This is a genomic window from Nocardia sp. JCM 38205 (assembly GCF_058222935.1).
The window spans coordinates 25,418-49,383 of record NZ_JBYHFL010000008.1; the positions used below are offsets into that span (position 1 = coordinate 25,418).

Annotated in this window: 20 protein-coding genes; 15 read left to right on the top strand and 5 right to left on the bottom strand. The window is 66.9% G+C overall.

From position 1 onward, the window contains the following. Window positions 1–180 precede the first annotated feature (180 nt). From AC4HOU_RS25225 to AC4HOU_RS25245, 5 genes are all read left to right on the top strand, one after another. On the top strand, window positions 181–996 hold the full coding sequence (locus AC4HOU_RS25225) for a 2-keto-4-pentenoate hydratase (protein ID WP_416383107.1): 816 nt from the start codon (window positions 181–183) through the stop codon (window positions 994–996). A gap of 299 nt (window positions 997–1,295) precedes the next feature. Then, window positions 1,296–2,147, top strand: a complete 852-nt coding sequence (locus AC4HOU_RS25230) for an IclR family transcriptional regulator (protein WP_195021636.1) — start codon at window positions 1,296–1,298, stop codon at window positions 2,145–2,147. 44 nt (window positions 2,148–2,191) lie between these two features. After that, the gene (locus tag AC4HOU_RS25235) at window positions 2,192–2,884 is read left to right on the top strand and encodes a DUF2848 domain-containing protein (protein WP_195021635.1); all 693 of its coding nucleotides are present in this window, start codon (window positions 2,192–2,194) and stop codon (window positions 2,882–2,884) included. 35 nt (window positions 2,885–2,919) lie between these two features. Further along, window positions 2,920–4,080 (top strand): oxidoreductase, encoded by a 1,161-nt coding sequence (locus AC4HOU_RS25240; RefSeq protein ID WP_195021634.1) that lies wholly within the window; start codon window positions 2,920–2,922, stop codon window positions 4,078–4,080. After that, window positions 4,077–4,904, top strand: coding sequence for a carbon-nitrogen hydrolase family protein (locus AC4HOU_RS25245; RefSeq protein ID WP_195021633.1), 828 nt, complete (start codon window positions 4,077–4,079; stop codon window positions 4,902–4,904). The genes AC4HOU_RS25240 and AC4HOU_RS25245 overlap by 4 nt, the downstream gene beginning before the upstream one ends. Before the next feature lie 60 nt (window positions 4,905–4,964). On the opposite strand, the gene AC4HOU_RS25250 is transcribed toward AC4HOU_RS25245, so the two are convergent. Beyond that, window positions 4,965–7,265 (bottom strand): ATP-binding protein, encoded by a 2,301-nt coding sequence (locus tag AC4HOU_RS25250; RefSeq protein WP_195021632.1) that lies wholly within the window; start codon window positions 7,263–7,265, stop codon window positions 4,965–4,967. A gap of 244 nt (window positions 7,266–7,509) precedes the next feature. On the opposite strand from AC4HOU_RS25250, the gene AC4HOU_RS25255 reads away from it, so the two are divergent. From AC4HOU_RS25255 to AC4HOU_RS25280, 6 genes are read left to right on the top strand one after another with little or no spacing between them, the layout of a single operon-like run. Beyond that, complete coding sequence (locus AC4HOU_RS25255; protein WP_228816213.1) at window positions 7,510–8,850, top strand: aromatic ring-hydroxylating oxygenase subunit alpha; 1,341 nt, start codon at window positions 7,510–7,512, stop codon at window positions 8,848–8,850. Continuing rightward, window positions 8,847–9,395 (top strand): aromatic-ring-hydroxylating dioxygenase subunit beta, encoded by a 549-nt coding sequence (locus AC4HOU_RS25260; RefSeq protein WP_324197465.1) that lies wholly within the window; start codon window positions 8,847–8,849, stop codon window positions 9,393–9,395. The genes AC4HOU_RS25255 and AC4HOU_RS25260 overlap by 4 nt, the downstream gene beginning before the upstream one ends. Then, complete coding sequence (locus AC4HOU_RS25265; RefSeq protein WP_195021630.1) at window positions 9,392–9,595, top strand: dihydrodiol dehydrogenase; 204 nt, start codon at window positions 9,392–9,394, stop codon at window positions 9,593–9,595. The genes AC4HOU_RS25260 and AC4HOU_RS25265 overlap by 4 nt, the downstream gene beginning before the upstream one ends. Before the next feature lie 23 nt (window positions 9,596–9,618). Next, the gene (hcaB, locus tag AC4HOU_RS25270) at window positions 9,619–10,440 is read left to right on the top strand and encodes a 3-(cis-5,6-dihydroxycyclohexa-1,3-dien-1-yl)propanoate dehydrogenase (protein ID WP_195021702.1); all 822 of its coding nucleotides are present in this window, start codon (window positions 9,619–9,621) and stop codon (window positions 10,438–10,440) included. After that, window positions 10,437–12,128, top strand: a complete 1,692-nt coding sequence (locus AC4HOU_RS25275) for an asparaginase domain-containing protein (protein ID WP_324197464.1) — start codon at window positions 10,437–10,439, stop codon at window positions 12,126–12,128. The genes hcaB and AC4HOU_RS25275 overlap by 4 nt, the downstream gene beginning before the upstream one ends. A gap of 2 nt (window positions 12,129–12,130) precedes the next feature. Further along, window positions 12,131–13,027, top strand: coding sequence for a LysR family transcriptional regulator (locus tag AC4HOU_RS25280; RefSeq protein WP_195021629.1), 897 nt, complete (start codon window positions 12,131–12,133; stop codon window positions 13,025–13,027). Window positions 13,028–13,030: 3 nt separating this feature from the next. Here AC4HOU_RS25280 and AC4HOU_RS25285 read toward each other — a convergent pair whose 3' ends face one another. From AC4HOU_RS25285 to AC4HOU_RS25300, 4 genes are all read right to left on the bottom strand, one after another. Further along, window positions 13,031–13,651 (bottom strand): non-oxidative hydroxyarylic acid decarboxylases subunit B, encoded by a 621-nt coding sequence (locus AC4HOU_RS25285; RefSeq protein ID WP_195021628.1) that lies wholly within the window; start codon window positions 13,649–13,651, stop codon window positions 13,031–13,033. Beyond that, window positions 13,648–14,100: a hypothetical protein gene (locus AC4HOU_RS25290; protein ID WP_324197470.1), complete on the bottom strand. Its 453-nt coding sequence runs from the start codon at window positions 14,098–14,100 to the stop codon at window positions 13,648–13,650. The genes AC4HOU_RS25285 and AC4HOU_RS25290 overlap by 4 nt, the downstream gene beginning before the upstream one ends. A gap of 49 nt (window positions 14,101–14,149) precedes the next feature. Beyond that, complete coding sequence (locus AC4HOU_RS25295; protein ID WP_195021699.1) at window positions 14,150–15,571, bottom strand: UbiD family decarboxylase; 1,422 nt, start codon at window positions 15,569–15,571, stop codon at window positions 14,150–14,152. A 479-nt stretch (window positions 15,572–16,050) separates the two neighbouring features. After that, window positions 16,051–17,598, bottom strand: a complete 1,548-nt coding sequence (locus AC4HOU_RS25300; RefSeq protein WP_490725442.1) for a hypothetical protein — start codon at window positions 17,596–17,598, stop codon at window positions 16,051–16,053. A 397-nt stretch (window positions 17,599–17,995) separates the two neighbouring features. Here AC4HOU_RS25300 and rhaI point away from each other — a divergent pair, with 397 nt between their 5' ends. Genes rhaI through AC4HOU_RS25320 form a run of 4 tightly spaced genes read left to right on the top strand, consistent with a single transcriptional unit; the run spans window position 17,996 to window position 23,943 of the window. Then, a complete protein-coding gene (gene rhaI, locus AC4HOU_RS25305) occupies window positions 17,996–19,165 on the top strand; it encodes an L-rhamnose isomerase (protein WP_195021626.1) in 1,170 nt (389 codons plus the stop codon). A gap of 43 nt (window positions 19,166–19,208) precedes the next feature. Beyond that, entirely contained in the window at window positions 19,209–21,245 is a 2,037-nt protein-coding gene (locus AC4HOU_RS25310; protein ID WP_195021625.1) for a bifunctional aldolase/short-chain dehydrogenase, read from the top strand. After that, window positions 21,242–22,699: a rhamnulokinase gene (locus AC4HOU_RS25315; RefSeq protein ID WP_195021624.1), complete on the top strand. Its 1,458-nt coding sequence runs from the start codon at window positions 21,242–21,244 to the stop codon at window positions 22,697–22,699. The genes AC4HOU_RS25310 and AC4HOU_RS25315 overlap by 4 nt, the downstream gene beginning before the upstream one ends. After that, window positions 22,696–23,943, top strand: a complete 1,248-nt coding sequence (locus tag AC4HOU_RS25320) for an alpha-hydroxy acid oxidase (RefSeq protein ID WP_195021623.1) — start codon at window positions 22,696–22,698, stop codon at window positions 23,941–23,943. Before AC4HOU_RS25315 ends, AC4HOU_RS25320 begins: the two co-directional genes overlap by 4 nt. The last annotated feature ends 23 nt before the right edge of the window (window positions 23,944–23,966 follow it).

Genomic DNA, 23,966 nt, shown 5'->3' on the forward strand with positions numbered 1-23,966 from the left:
GGCTCGACGCTGGGCAGGCCGTGAGCAATCAGCGCGTTCCACTGGCCGGCAAACTCCGATCCGCACCCGCCGGGGCGTTGCCGGACGTTCCGTGGGACGGACCACGATCGTTCACCCGTCGCGCGATGAAGGTCAGTGTGAATCGGTCCGAGACCACGACAACAACCTCTGGAGCCGATCGTGACCGTAGAACCAGCAGTGCCCGACACCATCGACGATCCGTGCGTGCCGGTGGAGGAGCTCGCGGCCCGGTTGCTGCGTGCGCAGACCGACCGGACGACGGTGGCGCCACTCACCGGCCGGTACCCGGCCCTCGACACCGCGACCGCCTACCGCGTCCAGGACGAAGCGTTGAGCCAGCGCATCGAACGCGGCGAAACCATCGTCGGAGTGAAGCTCGGACTCACCTCGGCCGCCAAACAGCAGCAGATGGGTGTGTCCGCGCCGCTGACCGCATGGCTCACCGATGCGATGGTGCTACCGGCCGGGACGCCCCTGCCGCAGGATCAGCTGATCCACCCCCGAGTCGAGCCCGAGATCACCTTTGTGATGGGCCGAGGCCTGGCCGGGCCTGGCGTCACCGCGGCGGCAGCGCTGGCCGCGGTCGATCGCGTCTATGCCAGCGTCGAGATCATCGACAGCCGGTACCCCGATTTCCGATTCACCCTGCCCGAGGTGATCGCCGACAACGCCTCGGCGGCATACTTCCGCACCGGATCGGTCGGGGCGAACCCGGCGGAGTTGAACCTGCCGCTGGAAGCCTGCTTGCTCGAGGTCGATGGAGCGCTGGCGGCGACCGGGCTGGGTGTGGCCGTTCAGGGGCATCCGGCCCAGGCCCTGGCCATGGCCGCGAATGCGCTGGCCGAACGCGGTCATGCGATCGAGCCCGGCTGGATCGTGATGACCGGCGCCATGACCGACGCGGTGCCGGCACCGCCCGGCGCCATGATCGCGGCGCATTTCACACATCTCGGGTCGGTGGGGCTCGCCTGCTGACCGCTTCGGGTGGGCCTCGGCGGTGACCCATTCGCGAATAGGTAGTCACTCGGTAATTCCCCCGTTGTGACCCATCACGCATCGGAAATACCGTTGGCTGCGCGGTCGGAATCCGTAGTCCGCACATCCTGAGCACCGGTCTCCCGTGAATTGTCAGCCCAGTTCAGCCCCGCGGGTTTCCGTGCTCCGCCGGGCGGCGCCCCCGGCGGAGCGGCGATGTGTTCGGCCATCCGCGGTCCGGGTTTGCATCCTGTTCCGCCGGCCCCGTCTGGCCGGCCACGGTTATCGAGAGGCACATCATGACGATCAGCAGCATGGGTGCGTCGGCCCACACGGCCGCCGCCGGCGCGTGCATCCCCTTGAACGCGGGCCGCGACCAGGCCGAACCCGAGTCCTCCAGTTCTGCGTCCAAGGCTTTGGCACTGTTGAGTAGCTTCTCTCCGCGGCACCGGGTAATGGGGGTCTCCGAGATCGCTCGGCGGGCCAGGCTCCCCAAGTCGACCGCACACCGGCTGCTCGCCGTACTCGTCGACTGGGAAATGGTCACCAAATGCGGCACCGAGTACTCCCCTGGCGCTCGGCTGGCCGAGCTGGCCGCGCTCACGGCACAACCCGAGGTGCAAGACCTGCGCCGGATCGCGCTGCCCCATCTGCTCGACCTCTACGAGATGACGCACGAGACGGTGAATCTGTGCGTGCTGGCCGACGACAAAGCACGCTACATCGAGCAGATCCACGGTCACCAGGCCGTCAGCTCACCCGCCACCGTGGGTGCTCGGCTGCCTGCCACCAACACCGCCGTGGGTAAGGCCCTGTTGGCGTTCAGTGGCGACGACGTGCTCGCCCGGGTCTCGGACCGACTGCGGCCCGCGACCTCGACCAGTATCTGCTCGCCCGCACAATTGGCACGAGAGCTCTCCGCTATTCGGCACACAGGCATCGCATACGACAGGCAGGAAGCCAGGCCGGGGCTCACCTGTATCGCTGCGCCGATCCGCAACTGGTCGGGAGGCGTGATCGCGGCGATCTCGATCTCCGGCCCGGTCCACCGATTCCGTCCCGCACAGGCCGCACCCGCGATTCGTGCGGTAGCCGCGAGCGTGGGCAAGCAGACCCAGGAAGCCCGGTGGCAGCGACACCTCCGTCGATAGCGACCGGCCGATTCATCGACACAGTAAGGAAATCCGGAAAACCCATGCCTCCTTTGACCTTCGACCTGCCCGACGGCAGCCGCCGCACGGTGGACGTACGGACTCTGCTCAACGCGGGGTACGCCGGGCGGAGCCAAGCCGACGTCGCCGCTCACATCGCCGAGCTCGCCGAACTCGGCGTCCCCGGCCCCACCCGAATCCCGTGCGTCTATCCCATCGCTCCGTACTTGGCCATGCAGACCGACGAGGTGCCCGTGCAGCACGAGCGGACCTCGGGGGAGGCCGAATGGGCATTGGTGGTCGCCGGCGACGGTCCGGGCGAGCTGCTGCTCACCGCCGCGTGCGATCACACCGACCGGCAACTCGAGCAGCACGCAGTGGCGTGGAGCAAGCAGGCCGCGCCGGATGTCCTCGCCCGTTCGGCATGGCCGCTCGACGAGGTGGCCGGCTACATCGACGAGCTGACCCTTACCGGATCGGTTCTGGTCGACCGCGAAACCGAGGTCATTCAACAGGGCACACTCGCTGAACTGTTGACGCCGCAGTACTGGGTCGAGGAACTGCGTCGCCGTGGGCTCCTCGAGGTGGGGACGGTGTTGATGTCGGGCACCATCCCCATGCGTCCGGATGCCGACCAGTTCAGCGACGGTTGGCGAGTGGAGCTCGGCGATCCCCGGACGGGACGCTCGATCGAACTTTCCTACGCCGTCCGCCGGCTGCCGCCACCGGTCGAGTGATCGCCTGCCCATCCCTACTCACAGGAGCTCCCACTGTGCACGACAACCCAGGCCCCTGGGCACCGCTACGCCTCGAATCCGGGGCGATACTACGGAATCGATTCGTCCTGGCACCGATGACCACCAACTCTTCCCACCCCGACGGTTCGGTCACCGATGACGAGTTGCGTTATCTGGCCCGTCGCAGCGCGGCTGGCTTCGGAGCCGCGATCACCTCGTGCGCGTATGTACACGAGGACGGCCGGTCATGGCGAGGAATCGGCGCCACCGGTTCCACCCACCTCGACAGCCTGACCGCAGTCGCACGCGCTATGCGCGGCAACGGTGGGCTTGCCATCTTGCAAATTTACGACGGCGGGCGTATCGCCATCCCGGAGATCGTCGGGCGCAGCGGGATTCGGGGGCCATCCGCGGTGCCATCGACCCGCCCGAACGCACCGGTGCCGAGAGAACTAGGTCCCGAGGAGATCGACGGCCTCGTCGATGCATTCGCACGCTCGGCGGCACTCGGCGTCGCTGCGGGGTTCGATGGGATCGAGATCCACGGTGCGAACCACTACCTGATCCACCAATTCTTCTCCCCGAGGGCCAACCAGCGCACCGATCGTTGGGGCGGTGGGCTCGGCGAGCGAATGCGTTTTCCGATCGCCGTCGCACGCAAGGTTCGCAGTGCGGTCGGCCATGAGGTCACGCTCGGTTTCCGGATCACACCGTTCGAATCGGAAGCCGGCGGCTACACGCTCGACGATGCGGCGCAACTGGCCGACCGCTTGGCCGAGTATGCCGACTACATCCACATTTCCATGGACGATTTTCGGAAGAACTCACCGCAGCCCGAAGACCGGGACTGGACCAGAACGCGTTCGGCGGCCGAGTCACGCAACCCGATTCCGGTGATCGCGGCCGCTGTCTCCGGACGCAGCGCCGTCGTCGCCAGTGGCGGTATCCGAACCCTGGACGACGCCGAGTCCGCGATGTCGGCGGGCGCGGACCTCATCGCCGTCGGCCGTGCCGCACTTATCGATCCGGAATGGATCGGCAAGGTGAAATCCGGTGCACACCACACGATCCGGACACAACTGCCCGCCGAGGAAAGAGAAATCACCGCCGCCCTGACGATCCCGCCGCGGATGGTCCGCTACCTGCTGAGCCGGCCCGGCTGGATCCCCCGAGCGGGGCGGGAGGCGCGGACATGAGCATCGCAGCAGTGCGCGCGGCACTGTGCCAGATCACCTCCACGGCAGATCCGTCGCACAACCTGTCTCAGGTACGGGCCGCCGTCGGGCGGGCCGCTGAACAAGGCGCCCGGATCGTCGTCTTTCCCGAAGCCACGATGGCGTGTTTCGGCACCCCGCTGGCGGCCGTGGCCGAACCGCTGGACGGCCAGTGGGCACGAGCTCTGGCCGAGATCGCCGACGACCATGGGGTACTCATCGCCGCGGGGATGTTCACCCCGGCGGGCGAGCGGGTGCGCAACACGGTGCTGCTCACCGGCCTCGGATATCACCTCGGCTACCACAAGATTCATCTCTACGACGCCTTCGGCTACCGGGAATCCGACACCGTGGCCGCCGGGACGGATTACGTGACGGTGTCGGTCGACGGGCTGGTGCTCGGCGTCGCCACCTGCTACGACGTGCGCTTCCCCGCCCTCTTCCAACAGCTCGCCGAGCGGGGTGCCAGCGCGATCATGCTGCCGACCTCATGGGGTGCGGGCAAGGGCAAGGTCCAGCAGTGGCAAACGCTGGTGCGGGCGCGCGCGCTCGACTCGGGCTCGTGGATCTTGGCTTGCGATCAGGCGGACCCGCGGTTCACCGGCCTCGCACTGAATCCGAGCGCGCCGACCGGGATCGGCCGCTCCATGGTTGCGGATCCGTTCGGCCGGGTCGTCGACCGACTCGAGTCCGGGCCAGGGATGCTCGTCGTCACCATCGATGCGGCCACGGCCACGGCCGCCCGGGCGGCGACCGGTGTGCTGGCGAACCGGGCGATGTGCAACAGGCTGACGGCAAAGCACTGACCGCGCGGTGGCGCGCCATCCACCGACGGTCGATGCGGCACCGGCACTGACGATCGATGCTCAGCACCGTGACGACAGCAGCAGTGCCGCCTGGGTTCGGGAATTCACGCCCAGCTTCGCGAAGATGTGCTCCACGTGAGAGTCGACGGTGCGCAGAGCGACCACCAACGCCTGCGCGATCTGCCGGTTGGTCAACCCTTTCGCGAGTAGCCTGCCTACTTCCAGCTCACGCGGAGTAAGCAGCGCGAGGACCGCATCGGCCGGCTCGGGCTCGGGGGTGTCGTCCACCGAGATCTGCCCAAGAGCGACGTCGATCGCCCGTTCGGTACCGAGTCGGCCGCCCGCTGCGAACGCTGCTTCGAAGGCCGCGTCTCCGAGCGCAGCCCGAGCTTGCTGTGCGGTTCTGTCGCTCCAGCTGCGTAATTCGAAGCCGCCCGGATACTCACCGAGTGGCTCCCACACGTGCCGGACCGCACCCATCAATCGGGCGGCGTGCTCGGGCCGCTCTTCGGCCACGGCCACCCAGGCCTGCAACTCCATGACCACCCCGATGCCCAGCGCGTCGTGGAAGGAACGTTTGACCGTCAATGCTTCGTGCAGATGTCTTCCGGCCGCGTCGTACTCGCCGAGCATCCACTGCGCCAGGCCGAGGAACGCATCGATCCAGGACAGCAGCCACCGCTCGCCGTGTTCGGCCAAGACTCGCCTGCACTCCTGCAGGACCTCGATCGCGCGCTCGGGCTCCTGCCGCAGGCAGTAGGCCCACCCCAACTGCTCGAGGGCGAGAATGTGCAGCAGGCTCGGTCCCCCCGCCTCCTCCATCGCCGAGCCTTCCTCGATCAGCTTCATGCCCAATGCCGTGTTGCCGAGGTTGTGCTCGGCGACCCCGCGGAAGTGCGTCGCGTGCGCCAGGTTGACATCATCGCCCAGTTCAGCGGCTAGGTCCTGACTGGTACGCAGCAGATCAAGGGCGACCACCGCCTTGCCCTCCGCCACGGCGAGGTATCCGTTCGACCACAGCGCGGCGGCACGTTCGGAGCTGGGCGCCGAGCCGGACGCCAGTGCGCGATCGAGCCAGTACCGTCCCTCGCGCTGCTGGCCGCATCCGAGCCAATACCAGAACAGGGCCGCAGCCATGCCGAGCGCGGCGGGGCCACCTGCTGGATCCGCGAGCAGCGAATCCAGCACCGCGCGCAGATTCGCGTGCTCCCGCCGCATCCGTTCCACCTGCCCCACCTGGCCGGGGCCGAACCAGTGCGCATCGAATTCTCGTGCCAACCGTTGATAGTACGTGCGGTATCGACCGATCACGGCCGCTTCGTCGGCGCGGGCACGGAGCTTGCGCAAGCCGTACTCACGCACCGTCTCCAACATCCGGTACGTCGGGTGCTCGCCATCGGTGAGCAGGCCGACAATCGACTTGTCCACCAGCGCGGCAAGGCAATCGACGATCGCCTCTCGCGGCACGCTCGAATCGCTGCACACACACTCGGCGGCCTGGATGTGAACCGGGCCGGTGAACACCGACAACCGTTCCCATAGCCGACGCTCCATGGCGGTGCACAACCCATAGCTCCAGTCCAGCGTCGCCCAGAGCGACTGATGCCGCGGCGCAGCCGAGCGATCGCCTACCGTAAGCAATCGGTGGTGGTCGGCCAGCCGTTCGAGCAATTCGCGTGGCGAGAGGGCTCGCATCCGTCCGGCGGCCAATTCGATCGCCAGCGGCAGACCGTCGAGCCGACGGCAGAGTTCCTCGATCGTGGCTGTGTTCTCCGCTGTCATACAGAATCCCGGCGCCGCGGCGGCGGCCCGTTCGACGAACAGCGTTACCGCATCGGGGCGCGTGCCGTCGTCCCGATGCCCGGCCGGGCCCACCCCGAGCGGCTGTACTTCGAACACATGCTCACCCGCAACGCGCAGCGGCTCCCGGCTGGTCACGAGCACGCGCAGGGCCGGGCACGCAGAGAGCAGATTGCGCACCAGAACCGCACTCTCGTCGAGTAGATGTTCACAGTTGTCCAGTACGAGGAGCAGCTCGCGACCGCGAAGGAAGTCGATCAACGTCGCCACCACGTCGTGCGGCTGGGTGGGCGCGCCCAGCACCTGGGCCACCGTCAGCGCCACCAGAGCAGGGTCTGCGACCTCCGCCAATTCGACGAACACGGCGCCGCCGGCGAGTCCTCGCTCGGCTTTACGAGCGACATGCATGGCCAGTCGTGTCTTCCCGACACCGCCGGTACCGGTGAGGGTGACCAGCCGTGAATTCGCCAGCAGCCTCCTGACCTCCGCCGATTCCGACGCCCGACCGACCAGGCTGGTCAGCTCGGCCGGCAGGTTCGACAGTGGCGCGGTATCGGCCATCACAACACCTCGATCGTTGGAGAGAATCCGCAGCTATCGACCTTAGCCCCCCTTCGGGCGAGTCGCCGGAAATCACCGAATTCTCCCGCGTTCCATCATTCGGACCGATTTCGTTGCCTATTCACGAAGCCGCTCGTATTTTACCGGAAACCGTGAAAGCAGCGCGAGGAGATACCACGTGTTCGATCAGACGACCCTGCCGGAAACTGGCAGGACCATTGAATTTCCGGACTCTACGACGGAATTGTTCCGCAGGGTCGATCGCGAGCTGGAGCAGGGAATTGTTTCCCCTCGGATATTCGGCGATCCGGACGTCTATGCACGCGAACTGGACCGCATCTTCGCCCGTTGCTGGTGCTTCGTCGCACACGAATCGGAGATTCCGACGCCGGGCGACTACGTTCTCCGCTACATCGGGCAGGACCAGTTCATCGTCGTCCGCGACGAGGACGGTCGCATAAATGTCCTCTTCAATAAATGCACTCACCGCGGCAGCCCGGTGTGCCGGGTGGAGAAGGGAAACAGCTCCCATTTCCGTTGCCCATACCATTCCTGGGTATTCAAGAACAACGGCGATTGGAGCGGCGCTCCGTACCGCAAGAAGGCCTACCGCAAACTCGATGCCGAGCAGTGGGGCCTCGTCGCGGCGCCGCACGTCGATTCGGTTCACGGCCTGATCTTCGCCTCCCTCGATCCCGGCGCACCCACCCTCGACGAGTACCTCGGCGGGATGCGGTGGTACCTCGACGCACTCCTCGGCCTCAACGAGCAGGGAATGTCCGCCATCGGCGAGCCGCACCGCTGGCGCGTGCCGGCCAACTGGAAGTCCGGCGCCGAGAATTTCATGGCCGACGCCTATCACGTGCCGTCCCTCCACCGGTCGGCCGAAGAGGTCGGCATGTTCCCCGGCATCGAGGCGGGCGGCGCGGGCCCGCAGGGCGTGTCGCGGCATGTGTACTTCGACGAAGGTCACGGCATGATCGTCAATGACGGATTCCTCCCAGCACCCTGGCACCGATCCGGATTCCCGCCCGAGGTCGCCGAAACGTTCCAACTCGACCGCCTCACGCCCGACCAGCGGCAGTTCGTCGAGAACCATTCGGCCACCACGTTTCTCATCTTCCCGAATCTCGGACTGGTGCGGGTGCCCGCCTCACCGCACCCCGACGCGCCACCTGCGGTGTTCACGTACCTACGCCAGTGGCAGCCGGCGGGACCGGACACGATCGTGAACTGGAACTGGACGCTGGGCTGGAACAGTGCGCCCGACAGCTTCAACGAAGAGGCCTATGTCGCGGCACTGAGCATGCATGGTCCGGCCGGGATCCTCGAGCAGGACGACACCGTGGTCTGGGGCGGCGCACCGGTCGCCGCGAAGTCGGTCTTCGCGCGCAAGAGCGGTATGCGTTTGAACTTCCAGCTGGGGTTGGACGGGATGAGCGACTACGCCGAGGATCCGCACTGGCCTTTCCCCGGCCGGGCCACCACGACCGCGCTCGGCGAGGCTCCGCAGCGCGCCTTCTATCGGCGGTGGCTGCGGGAAGTATCGACACCCGACCGCGACGACCAGGAGGCCGGACAGTGACCATCTCGACCGACTACGGGACCGCCTCTCCCGGCTCCGGCGTTTCCCGCGATATCGCCGCCGCGTGCGCCGACTTCCTCTACCGCGAGGCCGAATACCTCGACCGCCGGCAGTTCGAGCGGTGGCTCGACTGCCTGTCGGAGGAACTCGTCTACCTCATGCCGATTCGCGTCACCCGCGGACCTGAAGCCCGTGAACACGAGTTCTCGCCGACGGGTTTCCACATGAAAGACAATTTCGCGTCGATGAAGATGCGCGTCTCGCGTCTCTACACCGACCACGCCTACGCCGAGGATCCGCCCTCACGGACCCAGCGCCTGATCACCAACGTCCGCGTGGACGCACTCGAGGCTGCCGGCAAGTACGACGTGCGCAGCAATTTCCTGTGCTTCCGCGCCCAGGGCGACGGCGTCGAATCGGATTCCATCATCGGCGAGCGCTTCGACATCCTGCACCACACCGAAAGCGGCTGGAAACTGGCTGCGCGCACAGTCCGTTTGGCGCATACCACGCTGGTCACCCCCAACCTCGGGGTGTTCCTGTGACGGAACAGCATCTGAGCAACGAATTCGCCGACGTCGTCGTACGGGTCGTGACGGTCGGCAACGGCGAACGTCTCGAGATCACCTCACCGCGCCGTGGCACATGCGTGCGACTGGATCCGGTGGAGCTCGAAGCATTGACATGGCAGCCCTCAGCGGTGTTCACCCGCATGCTCGAGGGCTCGATCGGACCTGCGTCGTAATGATTTTCGTGAAAGGTATGGCAATGACAGAAGGCTGGTTGACCGGAAAGGTCGCGCTCGTCACCGGAGGGGGCAGCGGTATCGGCCGCGCCGTGGTGGAACGATTCGTCGCCGAAGGCGCGCGGGTCGCAGTCCTCGACCGCTCCCCCGAAGCTGTCGAGGCGTTGCGGGAAGTGGGTGGCGACGCGGTCACCGTGATACAGGGCGACGTACGTGAACTCGACGACCACAAACGAGCGGTCGAGGCCGCGGTCGAGGCTTTCGGCAGGCTGGACACCTTGGTAACGGTCGCCGGAATCTTCGACTACTTCGCTTCATTGGACAGCCTGCCCGAGGACCGGCTCGATGCGGCCTTCACCGAGATGTTCGATATCAACGTCAAGGGATCGTTGCTCGCGGTCAAGGCTGCGCTTCCGGAGATCACGAAGACGCAGGGCAATGTCGTGCTGACGATTTCGAATGCCGGCTACCTTCCCGGCGGAGGTGGCCCGCTGTACACCGGTTCCAAATTCGCCGTCCGAGGCCTGCTGTCCCAGCTGTCTTTCGAGCTCGCACCGCATATCAGGGTCAACGCTGTCGCACCCGGCGGCACGGTGACCCAGCTGCGTGGAGTCGAGGCGATGGATGGCGGCGGCCAGCGGTTGGTCGATATGCCCGACCTGCCCGAACTGATTCGGCAGACGAATCCGCTGCAGGTCGCGTCGGAACCGGAAGACCACGCGTGGGCCTACGTCTTCCTCGCCTCCAAGGAACGGACGAAATCGGTGACCGGATGCGTGATCCATTCCGACGGCGGCTTGCACAGCCGCGGACTCGTTCCGCTGGGCGGTGAGCTGATCTCGTGACTGCCCAACCGATCGACCCCGGCCGCATCGCGGTCTTCTCCGGACCGACCGCGACCATCGGCAACAGTCCGGATCTGGTGACTTCCGCCAAAGCCAGGCAACGTTACGGCCTGCCGCCACTGGCCACGCTCGACGGCGGGACACCACGTTTCGATCTAGTGCGTCCGCAACGGCTCGCGGCACCGGTGACGGTCCTCGTCGAGGCCTACACCGCACACCCCCTCGAATCCGACGCACGGGCCCTCTACGCGCCGCCGGACGGCTGGCTGGACGCCGACGGCACACTGCATGCCACCGAAACCCCCGGCGCGAAACCGGTATACGAGGTGGAGTTGCACCCGGAGGACGGGCTCTACCAGCTTCCCTATATGGCCAGGCAAGCCGACGGATCGGCGTGGGAAGCCGCGTCCAGCTCGCCGCTTGCGCCCGCGGCGCTCAGCCGGCAAACCTTCTATCCGGACGCCGAACGCCTCTACGAGGAGATCGAGCGGTTCGGGCTCGAAGACCACGGTCATCCGATCGGGTTGAGCACTCGGGCAACCTTCGATTTCTTCCGCCCCGCCCCCAGCGGCGGGTATACCGGCGAGCAGGACGGCAGGGCGGCGGAGTCGCTCGGCGAGGACTTCTTCGCCTACTACCCGTATCACCTGCATCGCGAGCCGGACCTGCGCGCATTGGCGCGGGCAACGACAATGGTCCAGCGAGTGCTGTCGGCCGGTGATTACGTCGGCGCGCAGTGGCTGGAAGGCAGCCCGACCACCGAGGAGACGGTGTACTGGCTCGGCTTGCTGATCGACACCACGGTGCCGATCGTCGGACACACCGCGCAGCGCAGGCATCAGACGCTCAGTGCCGACGGCGCCCGCAATATTGTCGACGGCGTCAAGTTCCTGCTGTCGGAGGCTGCCCTGGACGAGCGAGGGCGCAACCGGCTCGGCGCTGTGCTGATCGTCGACGAATTGGTCTACTCCGCCCGCGAAGTGGCCAAAGTCGATGCCAGGCCAGGCGGTTATGAGGCCACCGGCGGCCATGGCGGCGTCGTCGCGGATATGGGCGGATACGGTCCACCGCGAGTCACCTACATTCCCAACTATCGGCACACGCACCGATCAGAACTGCGCTTACCGCTCTTGCCGCCTCGGGTGACCGGCGTCGCCGAGGAAGGCGACGGCGGCATTCGTACCGTCGAGGTGTCGGTCAAAGACGATGCCGGCGCATTGAACCCCCAGGCGATGCCAGTGGTGACCATCGTCAAGTACACCCGCTACGTGCAGACCGCGGTCGGAGCGGATACCGCGCCGGACCACACGACAGCGGTGGAAGTGCTGGCGCGCCGGGCCGCGAATCTCGCCGGTGCGCCACTGTCGGGTTTCGTCTGCGAAGGCATGTCGCCCTTCGGTGGCACCGATCCGGCGACCCAAGCCGCACTCTCGATCGCGACGTACTCCGGCATGCCGGTGGTCCGGGTCGGGCGGGGAAATACCGGCGGCATCGCCTACCGCACCGACCCGACGGTCATCGCCGGTAGCAACCTGACCGCCACGAAGGCACGAATGCTGCTCATGGCAGCCATGCTGAAACTCGGCGCACTGCCGGTAGCCGTGGATCCCGAGCACCCCACGCCGGCCGAACGGGCGGCCACCGAAGCGGCGGTTGCTGCCTACCAGTGGATTTTCGATACGCACTGACGATGGACATACGCCAGCTGCATTACTTCATCGCCGTCGCCGAGGCGGGGAACTTCACCCGTGCCGCGGAGCGGGTACACGTCGCCCAATCGGGGATCAGCACTCACATCAAGGCGCTGGAGCGTGAGCTGGGGCAGCGGCTGTTCGTCAGGAAACCGCGTGGGGTGACGCTGACGGCGGCGGGCGCGGCCCTGTTGCCGCATGCGGTCGAGGTGATGGACGCCATCGCGGCCGGGCGCGCCTCGATCGACGCGCTGTCCGGGCTGCTGACCGGGCATGTCGCGGTCGGAACCATCACCTCGATCTCGCCGCGCAGCATCGATCTGCCGGAGATCCTCGCCTCGTTCCACCGCGATCACCCCGGCGTGGATATCACCCTGGTCGAGGGCACGGCGGACGAGCTCGCTCGCCGCGTCTACGACGGCGCCCTCGATATCGCTTTCACCAGCCTGACCGACGATCCGGCGCCGGCCATGCGCACGCGCGAACTGCACAGCGAACCCATCATCGCGGCGGTACTGCCCGAGGACCCGTTCGCGGCGCGGCACACATTACCGCTCACCGCCCTGGGCGAACGCCCACTGATCGCGCTACCGGAGGGCTCCGGTGTGCGCTGTCAGTTGGACCGCGCATTGGCACGCGCGGGGGTTCGCGGGCACGTCGCATTCGCCGCGAGCGATCCGGATGTCCTGGTCGCGCTGGCGGAACGAGGGCTGGGAATGGCGCTGGTGCCGACATCGGCGGTGCGCGGAAACGATCGGATCGTCGGTGTGGCGGTCGAGGAATTGCCCCCGGGGCGGCTCGGCATTCTCCTGCGCAATGGCGGGGTCGGCGCGCCCGCCGCCCGCGCTTTCGTCGACCACGCCACCGAATTCGTCAGCCGCGGCGCGAGCAGATAGTCCTCAGATCCGGTCCGCCCCGGCGCCGTTTCGGGCGCGCCGCGTCTTGGTCAAACCCTGCCACCGTTTCGCCTGCGGCGCATCGATATCGAACTGGTCCAGTATTCGGGTGACGGCATGATCCAGCAGATCATCGATGGTTTCGGGGTGATTGTAGAAGGCAGGCATCGGCGGAACGATGCGTGCGCCCATCCGGCTCAGTGCGAGCATGTTCTCCAGATGAATATCGTTCAGCGGTGTCTCACGGGGTACCAGCACCAGCCGGCGGCGCTCCTTCAAGACGACATCGGCCGCCCGGCTCACCAGATTGTCGGCGATGCCATGTCGAATCGCGGCCAGCGTACGCATGCTGCACGGCACTACGATCATCCCTCCGGTTCGGAACGACCCCGAGGAAATCGCGGCACCCTGCTCCCCCAGTTTGTAGGTGACGTCGGCAAGGCCGGCGACCTCGGCGACCGTGTGCGGGGTCTCGGTCTCGATATTCGATTTTGCCCAGGCACTCATCACGAGATGCGTTTCTATTCCGGGCATCTCGTACAAGGTCTGTAACAGCCGGACGGCGTAGGGAGCACCGCTTGCCCCCGTCACGCCGATAATGATGCGTCGCTGCGGCAACGTCATCGCGGTAGCTCCTCTCGCAGCCTGGTGAACAGCCGGTCACCGCGCCGCCAGTTCTCCATTTCGGCGAGCTCCCTCGTCGGCCGAAAGGTCAAGGGCCGCATCGGCACGCCGATATCGTCTGGTGTGTGCCCGGTGACCGTGAAAACACAGCCGAGCAGGTCACTGCCATCGGCGATCCACGCCGTCAGCGCGAGTTTCATGCGATGACAGACAGTGCCGTCGATCGCGATCAACCCCGCGGCGCGTGACCGCATGAGATTGGACCGGGTACGGGTGCTCGCGATGATCGCGAGCAATCCCGTCCCGTCGGCACCGGGTTCCAGCTCCGCACGTGAGAGCAACGCACTGTGCGGGAAGCCGTCGGCATCCACCGACAGAAACGGAAACGCCTGCTCCGCCGCACCGATCTGCGGCCATCCGCGCAGCAGCGGCATGATCTCATCGGGCACGTTCAACTCGGCGCGCCTACTTTCTTCTGTCCGAATGCGATGCCGTGGCCTACAGCGGAAGAACAGTTTTCCATCGTTCGCGGATCTCGGCTCGGTAGTTCTCGTCGAATCGATTCATCTTCGGATAGGTGTTCTTCCAGGCGAACGGTTTACACGCGTCGATCAACACGATGCCCATCGACATATCGCCGGCTTCCCGTTTGGTCGGTGCCAAGCGCGGATCGATAGCGGTTGTCGGCGTGCGCAGCACGTGAATCGATTCGGCGGGATCGACGCGCGTGAACACGGCCCACAGCACGTGGTTGATATCGGTGATGTCGATATCCTCGTCCACGACCACGAAGTAACGGTCCATTCCGCCGGTCCGCTTTCGGCCGGCCGCGGCCAGCAGGGCGTGCATCGCATCGCCTGCACCGGTTTGCTCGATCGAGATCACCATCAGCAACTGCCTGGCATATGCCCATACGCCGCGAATGTTCTGCACGCCCGACGCCTCGAGATGGTCCCAGGTGACCGACGCCGAGTACAGGGGCACCGCCTGGTCACCGGCCGGCACCGTGGGAATCATCGGCGGTGCACCGAGAATGATCGGCGCGTCTCGGTGCATGATCCGGGTTACCCGGACGACGGTCTCGGGCCCTGCATGGGTGAAATATCCCGTCCATTCCCCGAACGGCCCTTCGAGGACTGCCTCTTCCTCGACCGGAGGCATCTCACCCTGGATGACGATCTCGGCGTGGGCAGGAATCGGCAGGTCGCTGTCCGGCGCGATGAGCACCTCGACACCTTTGCCGCGCAGGCCGCCCGCCAGATCGTATTCGGAGACCCCTTCCGGTGCCGCGATCGCCGCCACTGTGGACAGGATCGGATCCTGGCCGACCACGACCGCGATCGGGCAGGACAACCCGCGCTTCCAATACTTCTCTGCGATCGCCCGCGCGTGCCGGTTTCCCAGCATCCACAGCGACAGCCGGTCTTTGCCCTGGACACAGCCGCGATAGGTGCCGATGTTGACCCACCCTGTGTCGGGGTCACGGGTGATGACCATGCACGCGGTACCGATGTAGCGGCCGCCGTCGCCGTCGTGCCAGCGTGGTGTGGGGAACGCCGTGAGATCTACGGCGTCGCCCGCCATTACGTTGTCCAGCACCGGGCCGGTGTCGACGGTGGTCGGCGGGATCGGTTCGATGCTCTTGCCGATGTCCTTCCAGGCACGGATTATGTCCATCTTCGGTGTATCGGCCGGCAGCCCGAGTGCCACCGCGCAGCGTTCGGCGGTCCCCATGAAGTTGGTGAAAACTCGGTAGCCCGGCCGATAGCCGGGAATATTGTCGAACAGCAGTGCCGGGCCTTCTTTTTCGGCGGACAGTTCGGTGATGCCGCCGATCTCGAGGTCCCAATTCGCGCCGTCGATCCGGCGAACCTCATCCGGTCCCAGCTTGTCGGTCAAGTTGTCGATGTAGTGGCGCAGGTCGTGAAAAAGGGTCATGGCTATCCAGGGCCGCGGCCCCATGGCGACGGCCCTGTCTCCTTTCATTGCACGAGAACTCGGACAGGTCCGAGGTTCGAATCGGCGGAGAGTGATTCCTACCGCTTCAAGCCTGCTGCGCCGGTCTCCGGAAGTCCAATAGCAGGTTCTGTTGAATGCGATCCGAATTCCGGATCGCAGTGGCGGCACGCCTCCAGACAATCTGCGGCCGGGCTCGAGCAGCACAGGGCCGCAACCGGGCGCCATCCCCGCCTGCTGGCCGACGTCGTTGGCGGCCATGCCGACGCCGTTGTCGGTGGCGGGAGCGGTAGACCGGATGTCTACGCCCGATAAGAATTCCATTCCGCCCGCGTCGACGGAACCGGCGAATTACCTAACGCACTACCTATTTTCTGCTCTGCACACAAGCTCTTCGGCCGGTAGCCCACCGTTGGCATCGTCGGATTGCAGCTCGTGGCCGGTCAGTGTCGCAACTGCGTTGCCGGTGCGCGATCGAGTCGATGCAACAGGTCGGCGGTCCACCGCAGCTCGTCGGCCATGCGCCGGCCGTCCAGTTTGTCGAGATGACCGCCGGGCACGTCGGACAGCAGGTAATTGGGCCCTCCGATGTAGGCGACACTCGGAATCCCGGCGCGATGCAGGGCTGCTCCAACACCGAAGAAGGTCTGGCCGATGGGGCGAAGCAGCTCGAATCGACGCAGATCGCACGCACGGGTGGTGTCGATGGCTATGTCGCGGATGCCGGTCGGCGAGTGGAACGCAACGGTTGGTTCGACCTGCCCGGTGGGGTGATAGCCCGCGGCATCGTCGAGCCACTCGGTGGCGCCGAAATGTTCGATCGTCACTGCCGCCGCCGCGCGGGCGACCAGATCGGGATGGTCGTTGAGGAACCCTTCGCTCTCCGGCAGACCGGGCCCGAAGTGCCCGGTGACCGCGCTGATGATCAGATCGCGGTCGCGGTTGTCGCGACCGAAGGCGGCGAAGTGGCGGGCCAGATGCACCTGAGCGACGGTGGCGTTCTCTTCGAAGGCGTTCATTCCGTCCGAATGGGTGTGCAGCACAAGTGCCTCCGGGCTGCGTCCACTACCCGGCAGGATCGCGACCAAGCTGTCCGACGATTCCGGCGTCCTGGTGGCCTGCAGCTCGACAGTGAGTTGCGCACCGCGTTCGGCCGCAGCCCGCAGGCGAGCCCCGGCTACCCGGTCGACGACCAACGCGGGCAGATCCTGATAGGGGTGCGTGAACGGGGTGTACTGACCGGATGCGTTCTCGGGTGCGGCATCCAGCACGAGCACAGCGGCCAGTGCGCCGGCCTCCCGGAAGGCGGTCAAAGTTCCGGCGGTGAGCAGGGTGGTCCAGGTGCGCCGGTAGTCGGTACCGGGACCGGTATTGCCCTCCGGATCGTGGCGGTAGGACAGCAGCGGCTCGAATACCCCCAGGCGCAAGGCGGCCACAGGCTCGTCGATGACCACGACCTTGCCGGCCACTCCTCCCGGTACGGCGTCGAGCAGAGCACGGACCGCTCGGTCGACGGCACGCGACGCTGCCCCTTCACCGAGGAGCTCGCCCACCCCGGGAGCCGACAGCGGACCCAGATACACCGCGGGGCCGGTGCTGCCCGACGGTGGCGTGGCACCGGAGTTCGGGTACGCGGCGGCTACCCGCACGGCCTCACCCTCGATTTGCAGCGAAGTGGAGTTGGCCTGCCAGCGCATGAACTGATGCCGATCGCGCGCCACGTCCATGCCCAGCGCTGCGAACTCCGCGGCCAGCCGGTCGACCCACGCGCGATGTGCGGCACTACCCGGATACCTGGCGCCCAGCGCGACCATCTCGCGAACATCGGTCACCAGCACGTCCGGGCCGGGGAGCTGCGCCGGCACGCCGGCCGACGGCGATGCCTGCGCACTCGGCGCGGCAGGCAGGGCGGCGACGGCGCCGATCGCCAGCGAGGAACGCAGCAGCCCGCGCCGCGAGATTCGCGCGGCGGCTTCGGATCGATCGGCCATATCGCCTCCTGGGTGGATCGCCGACAGCCCCTCTCGGGCGTCGGCGCGCTCGCCGGCCGGGATCACCCGACAGTCGGCGCGAAGTGAATTTGATCGTTTCAATCAAACCTAGTCGCGAGCACCTTCTCCAGGCAAGCAGCCAAAGGGAGCCGCACATCCCACTCTCGCCCTGACACCTTGCCAACCAAAATGAATCTACCTGCACTTTCTGCAACAGGCGCATCATGTATCGCCACTGCATGCCGGTGCGCTGAGCGCAAGTTCGGCAACCAAGTTGTTGACGCAGATCACACATCGCGCTACGGTATTGAAACGTTTCATTTCGCCGACCGGCCCGGCCGGTCGCAGGCGCACCCGTCCTCGGGGATGCGCTCTTTCCTCCACCGGGAGCTACTTCATGACAAGCCCTGAGTCCGTGCTGGACTCCCTGTCCGTCGAACTACCGTCCTGGGCCTTCGGCAACACAGGGACCCGATTCCATGTCTTCTCGACGCCGGGCGCGGCGCGCACCGCATACGAAAAGGTCGCCGATGCCGCGACAGTGCACCGTTTCACCGGAAGCGCGCCGACCGTCGCCCTGCACATTCCCTGGGACACTGTCGACGACTATGCCGAATTGGCGCGCCACGCCCGCGATCTGGGCGTCGCGATCGGCACGATCAACTCCAATACCTTCCAGGACGACGCGTATCGCCTCGGCAGCCTGACCCACACCGACGCCACGATTCGCCGCAAGGCCATCGACCATCACCTGGCCTGCCTCGATATCCTGCACCAGGTCGGCGGGCGCGACCTCAAGATCTGGCTCGCGGACGGAACGAACTATCCCGGCCAAGGCGACATTCGCAGCAGGCAGGACCGGCTGGCCGAATCGCTGGCCGACATCTACGCCCAGCTGGGTAGCGATCAGCGACTGGTGCTGGAATACAAGTTCTTCGAGCCCGCCTTCTATATGACCGACGTGCCGGACTGGGGAACCGCTTACGCCCATGTCACAGCGCTCGGCGAGCGAGCGGTGGTCTGCCTCGACACCGGCCATCACGCACCGGGCACCAACATCGAATTCATCGCCGCGCAGTTGCTGCGCCTCGGCAGGCTCGGCGCGTTCGATCTCAATTCGCGGTTCTATGCCGACGACGACCTGATCGTCGGCGCCGCCGATCCGTTTCAGCTGTTCCGCATCCTGTTCGAACTCGTCCACGGCGGCGGCCTCCAACCCGGTGCGCGGGTGAATCTGATGCTCGACCAATGCCACTACATCGAACCGAAAATCCCCGCGCAGATCCGGTCGGTGCTCAATGTGCAGGAAATGACGGCGCGCGCCGCGCTCGTCGACGCGGAAGCCTTGGCAGCGGCACAGTGCGACGGTGACGTGCTGGGCGCCAACGCGGTGCTGATGGATGCCTTCTACACCGATGTCCGGCCCATGCTTGCGCAGTGGCGCATGGCACGCGGGCTGCCCGCCGATCCGCTCGCCTCCTACGCGGGCTCCGGCCACCAGGACAGCCTCACCGCGGCGCGGGTGGGTGGACCGGCCACCACCTGGGCTGCCGCGAGCGTCGGCTGAGTTCCCGCACCGTCCCGTCCACACCGTCGAAGGAAAATCCCCGATGTCCGATACCGTCGTCGCCGAATTACTCGCGCGCGCACACCGCCTCGGTTCCGACCCCCGCAACACGAACTTCGCCGGCGGTAACGCCTCTGCCAAGGCCACCGCGCGCGACCCGATCACCGGCAGTGCACTGGAACTGCTGTGGGTCAAGGGTTCCGGCGGCGATCTCGGCACCCTCACCGAGGACGGACTCGCGGTGTTGCGCCTGGACCGGTTGCGAGCCATGACCGGGGTCTATCCGGGCCCGGCGCAAGAGGACCGGATGGTCGCGCTGTTCGACTACGCACGTCACGGCAGCTCGACGGCCGCACCTTCGATCGATACCGCCATGCACGGCCTGCTCACCGCGGCCCACGTCGACCACCTGCATCCCGACGCAGGCATCGCCCTCGCCACCGCCGCCGATGGGCCCGACATCACCGCCGAGATCTTCGGTGATCGGGTGCTATGGGTGCCGTGGCGCCGTCCCGGGTTCCAGCTCGGACTCGATATCGCCGCCATCGAGAAGGCCAACCCGCAGGCCATCGGTGTAATCCTCGGCGGTCACGGCATCACCGCGTGGGGCCCGACCTCAGCGGCCGCGGAGTCCAATTCGCTGGAGATCATCCGCGCCATCCAGCGCTATATCGACGACAATGGCAGGCCGGAACCGTTCGGACCGCCCTTGTCCGGGTACCAGCCCCTGCCGCAGCGGCAGCGCCGGGCCAAGGCGGCAGCCCTCGCGCCGCATCTGCGCCGCCTCGTCAGCACCGATCACCGGCGCGTCGGCCATTTCACCGACCATCCGGAGGTGCTCGAATTCCTTGCCGCACGCGACCATCCCGATCTCGCCGCGCTCGGCACCAGCTGCCCGGACCATTTCCTGCGCACCAGAATCCGGCCCCTGGTGCTCGACCTGCCCAGCGATGCCGACCCGCAGACCTGCCGCGATCGGCTGACCGAGCTGCACCGCACCTACCGCGACGAATACCGCGCGTACTACGAGCGATACGCCCATGAATCCACGCCGCCGATGCGCGGAGCCGACCCCGCAATCGTGCTCGTCCCCGGAGTCGGAATGTTCAGCTACGGCCCGGACAAGCACACCGCGAGAATCGCCGGTGAGTACTACCGCAACGCCATCGCGGCGATGCGCGGTGCGCAGGCCATCTCGCGTTACCAACCCATCGGCGAATCGGAGAAGTTCCGCATCGAATACTGGGAACTCGAGCAAGCCAAGCTCGCCCGTCTTCCCGCACCGAAGCCGCTCGCGGGGCGAGTCGCCCTCATCACCGGCGCTGCGTCGGGCATCGGGCTGGCCATCGCACGGCGCTTCGCGGCCGAAGGCGCCTGCGTCGCGATCGCCGACCGAGACGGCGAACGGGCACGCGAGGCCGCCGCCGGAATCGGTTCCGCCGACGTCGCCACGAGTATCACCGCCGACGTCACCGACGAAGGTTCCATCGAGGCCGCGATCGAACAGTGCCTGCTGGCATTCGGCGGCATCGACATCGTGGTGAACAATGCGGGTCTGTCGCTGTCCAAGCGACTCGCCGACACGACGACAGCGGACTGGGACCTTCAGCACGATGTGATGGCCCGCGGGTCGTTTCTCGTCTCCCGGGCCGCGGCTGCCGTGCTCGTCGAGCAGGGCATGGGCGGTGACATCGTCTACATCTGTTCGAAGAACGCCGTTGTCGCGGGGCCGAACAATATCGCCTACGCCTCGGCAAAGGCTGATCAAGCCCATCAGGTGCGGCTGTTGGCGGCCGAACTCGGCGAGTCCGGGATCAAGGTCAACGGCATCAATCCGGATGCAGTGGTGCAGGGTTCGGGCATCTTCGCCGGCGGATGGGGCGCCGAACGCGCTGCTGTCTACGGCGTTGCCGAGTCCGAGCTGGGTGCTTTCTACGCCGACCGCACGCTGCTCAAACGCGAGGTGCTTCCCGACCACGTCGCCGCGGCCGCGTTCGCGTTGTGCGCCGGCGATTTCGCCCGCACGACCGGACTGCTCGTGCCCGTCGACGCCGGCGTCTCCGCGGCGTTCCTGCGATGAGCCCGGCTGCACGGTTCGCGACGGTCGATCTCGGCGCGAGCAGCGGGCGGGTGATGCTGGCGACAGTCGGCGCGGGCGAACTCGGCCTCCGCCCGGTGCATCGGTTCCGCAACGACGCCGTCCACATCTGGGACGGCAACCGGGAGGCGATGCACTGGGACCTTCCCTGGCTGTTCGCCGAGCTCTGCCGCGGCCTCGCGCGCGCGGACCTCGACGACGGGCCGCTCGACGGCATCGGGGTGGACGCCTGGGCTGTCGACTACGGGCTGCTGCGCGACGGGCGGCTGATCGGGGTACCGCACCACTATCGTGACGAACGCGCCGAGCTCGGGGTGCGGCTCGTCCATGAGCAGATCGACCCGGACGAGCTGTACCGGCGCAATGGTTTGCAATTCCTGCGATTCACCAGCATCTATCAGCTGGCCGCCGACGCCGCCGCGGGGCTGCTCGACGATGTGGATCAGGCCTTGCTCATCCCCGACCTGATCGGGTACTGGCTCACCGGTCGCGCGGTGTGTGAACGCACCAATGCCTCGACCACCGGGCTGCTCGGCGTCGACGGGCGCTGGGATGCGGAGTTGTGTCATCGTGCCGGCCTGCCCGCCGGGCTGTTTCCCGGCGTCATCGAGCCCGGCACCGCGCTCGGCGCGCCACTGCCGGAGGTGATGCGCCGATTGCGATTGCGCGGACGACCCGAGGTCCGTGCGGTGGCGTCCCACGACACCGCAGCCGCGGTAGCCGCTATCCCGATGGATCCCGCCACCGCGTCCTTCGTCTCCTGCGGCACCTGGGGCCTGGTCGGCGTCGAATTGCCGCATCCGATTCTCGATCCCGCCTGCCGCGCCGCCGGGTTCACCAATGAGCAAGGAGCCGACGGCCGGATCACGTTCCTGCACAACGTGATGGGCCTGTGGCTGCTCGAGGAATCGATGCGGCAGTGGGAACGCGAGGGCCATCCCGCCGACCTCGACAGTCTGTTACACCATGCGGCCGCGGCGGATGATCCGGTCGCCGTGCTCGACGTCGCGGACCCGCGATTCCTCGCCCCCGGTGACATGCCACGGCGTATTGCGCAGTGGTATCGCGAGCGAGATCTGCCCGCCCCCGGTAATCGCCCCGCGATCGTGCGCGCTGTGCTGACCGGCCTGGCTGCGGCGTTCGCCGACGCGGTCCACACCGCCGCCCAGCTGTCCGGTGTCGGTGTACGAACCGTGCACCTGGTGGGTGGCGGCGCGCGCAATGAACTGCTGTGCCAACTGCTCGCCGATCATGCAGGACTTCCGGTACTGGCCGGCCCTGTCGAGGCGAGCGCGCTCGGCAACGCGTTGACCCAGGCGCGGGCACACGGCGCGATCCCCGACGACGCGGCCGCCGCGCGCAACCTCGTCGCCGCGGCGTTTCCGGCCCGCCGATACCTGCCGAATCCACTGCCTATACGAAAGACCCGCCTGTGAAGCGCCGACTCCCACGGCCCCGCGAACTGGCGCCACTGCTGCGTCCGCGGCGGCCGGATTTTCACCGCACCAGACGCCGTTTGGCGGCCGCGGCAACCATCGACGACCTGCGCGTGATCGCTCGCCGCAGGACCCCGCGTGCGGTCTTCGACTACACCGAAGGCGCGGCCGAAGCCGAAATATCTATCGCGCGGGCACGAGACGCGTTCAACGATATCGAATTCCATCCGTCCGTATTGCGCGATGTCGCTCACGTGCACACCGGATGGGACGTCCTCGGGGCACCGGTCGCCATGCCTTTCGGCATCGCACCGACGGGATTCACCAGGATGATGCATACCGAGGGCGAGATCGCGGGTGCGCGGGCGGCCGCCCGCGCAGGCATTCCGTTCGCGCTGTCCACCATGGGGACCACCAGTATCGAGGACGTCCATGCCGCCAACCCGCACGGGCGCAACTGGTTCCAGCTGTATCTGTGGAAGGACCGGGATCGCTCGATGGCGTTGATCGATCGGGCTGCGGCGGCCGGTTTCGACACCATGCTCGTCACCGTGGATGTGCCGGTGGCGGGTGCGCGTTTGCGCGATCGCCGCAACGGCCTCACGGTGCCGCCGGCACTCACCGCTCGCACGGTGCTCGACGCGCTGCCGCACCCGCGCTGGTGGATCGATTTCCTCACCACGGAACCGCTCGCCTTCGCGTCCATCGATCGCTGGCCCGGCACGGTCGCCCAGCTGCTCGACACCATGTTCGACCCCACGGTGACAGAGCAGGATCTCGGCTGGATCCGAGCGCGCTGGCCGGGGAAGCTGGTGGTCAAGGGCATTCAGTCGGTCGAGGACGCGGTGCGGGTCGCCCGATGCGGCGTCGACGGCATCGTGGTGTCCAATCATGGCGGCAGGCAACTCGACCGCGCACCGGTGCCGTTTCAGCTACTGCCACGGGTGGTCGCGGAAGTCGGCAGCGACCTCGAGATCGTCCTGGATACCGGGATCAGGAATGGCGCGGATATCGCCGCGGCGATAGCGCTCGGCGCCCGCTTCACCCTGATCGGCCGCGCTTACCTGTACGGGCTCATGGCGGGCGGTGCGGCCGGTGTGGACCGCGCGATCGCCATTCTCGCCGAAGAGCTCGAACGCACTATGCGCCTGCTCGGAGTCGGCTGCCTCGAGGATCTCGGTCCCGGCCACGTCACCCAGCTCACCCGCCTGGGCCGCCCGGCCCTGCACACCTTCCCCCGTTAACCGCTCGACCCGCTCACGAAGGA

Coding starts and splice junctions, on each gene's coding strand:
- AC4HOU_RS25230 (WP_195021636.1), top strand. CDS start 1,296: ATGACGATCAGCAGCATGGGTGCGTCGGCCCACACGGCCGCCGCCGGC.
- AC4HOU_RS25235 (WP_195021635.1), top strand. CDS start 2,192: ATGCCTCCTTTGACCTTCGACCTGCCCGACGGCAGCCGCCGCACGGTG.
- AC4HOU_RS25245 (WP_195021633.1), top strand. CDS start 4,077: ATGAGCATCGCAGCAGTGCGCGCGGCACTGTGCCAGATCACCTCCACG.
- AC4HOU_RS25250 (WP_195021632.1), bottom strand. CDS start 7,265: ATGGCCGATACCGCGCCACTGTCGAACCTGCCGGCCGAGCTGACCAGC.
- hcaB (WP_195021702.1), top strand. CDS start 9,619: ATGACAGAAGGCTGGTTGACCGGAAAGGTCGCGCTCGTCACCGGAGGG.
- AC4HOU_RS25280 (WP_195021629.1), top strand. CDS start 12,131: ATGGACATACGCCAGCTGCATTACTTCATCGCCGTCGCCGAGGCGGGG.
- AC4HOU_RS25285 (WP_195021628.1), bottom strand. CDS start 13,651: ATGACGTTGCCGCAGCGACGCATCATTATCGGCGTGACGGGGGCAAGC.
- AC4HOU_RS25300 (WP_490725442.1), bottom strand. CDS start 17,598: ATGGCCGATCGATCCGAAGCCGCCGCGCGAATCTCGCGGCGCGGGCTG.
- rhaI (WP_195021626.1), top strand. CDS start 17,996: ATGACAAGCCCTGAGTCCGTGCTGGACTCCCTGTCCGTCGAACTACCG.
- AC4HOU_RS25310 (WP_195021625.1), top strand. CDS start 19,209: ATGTCCGATACCGTCGTCGCCGAATTACTCGCGCGCGCACACCGCCTC.
- AC4HOU_RS25315 (WP_195021624.1), top strand. CDS start 21,242: ATGAGCCCGGCTGCACGGTTCGCGACGGTCGATCTCGGCGCGAGCAGC.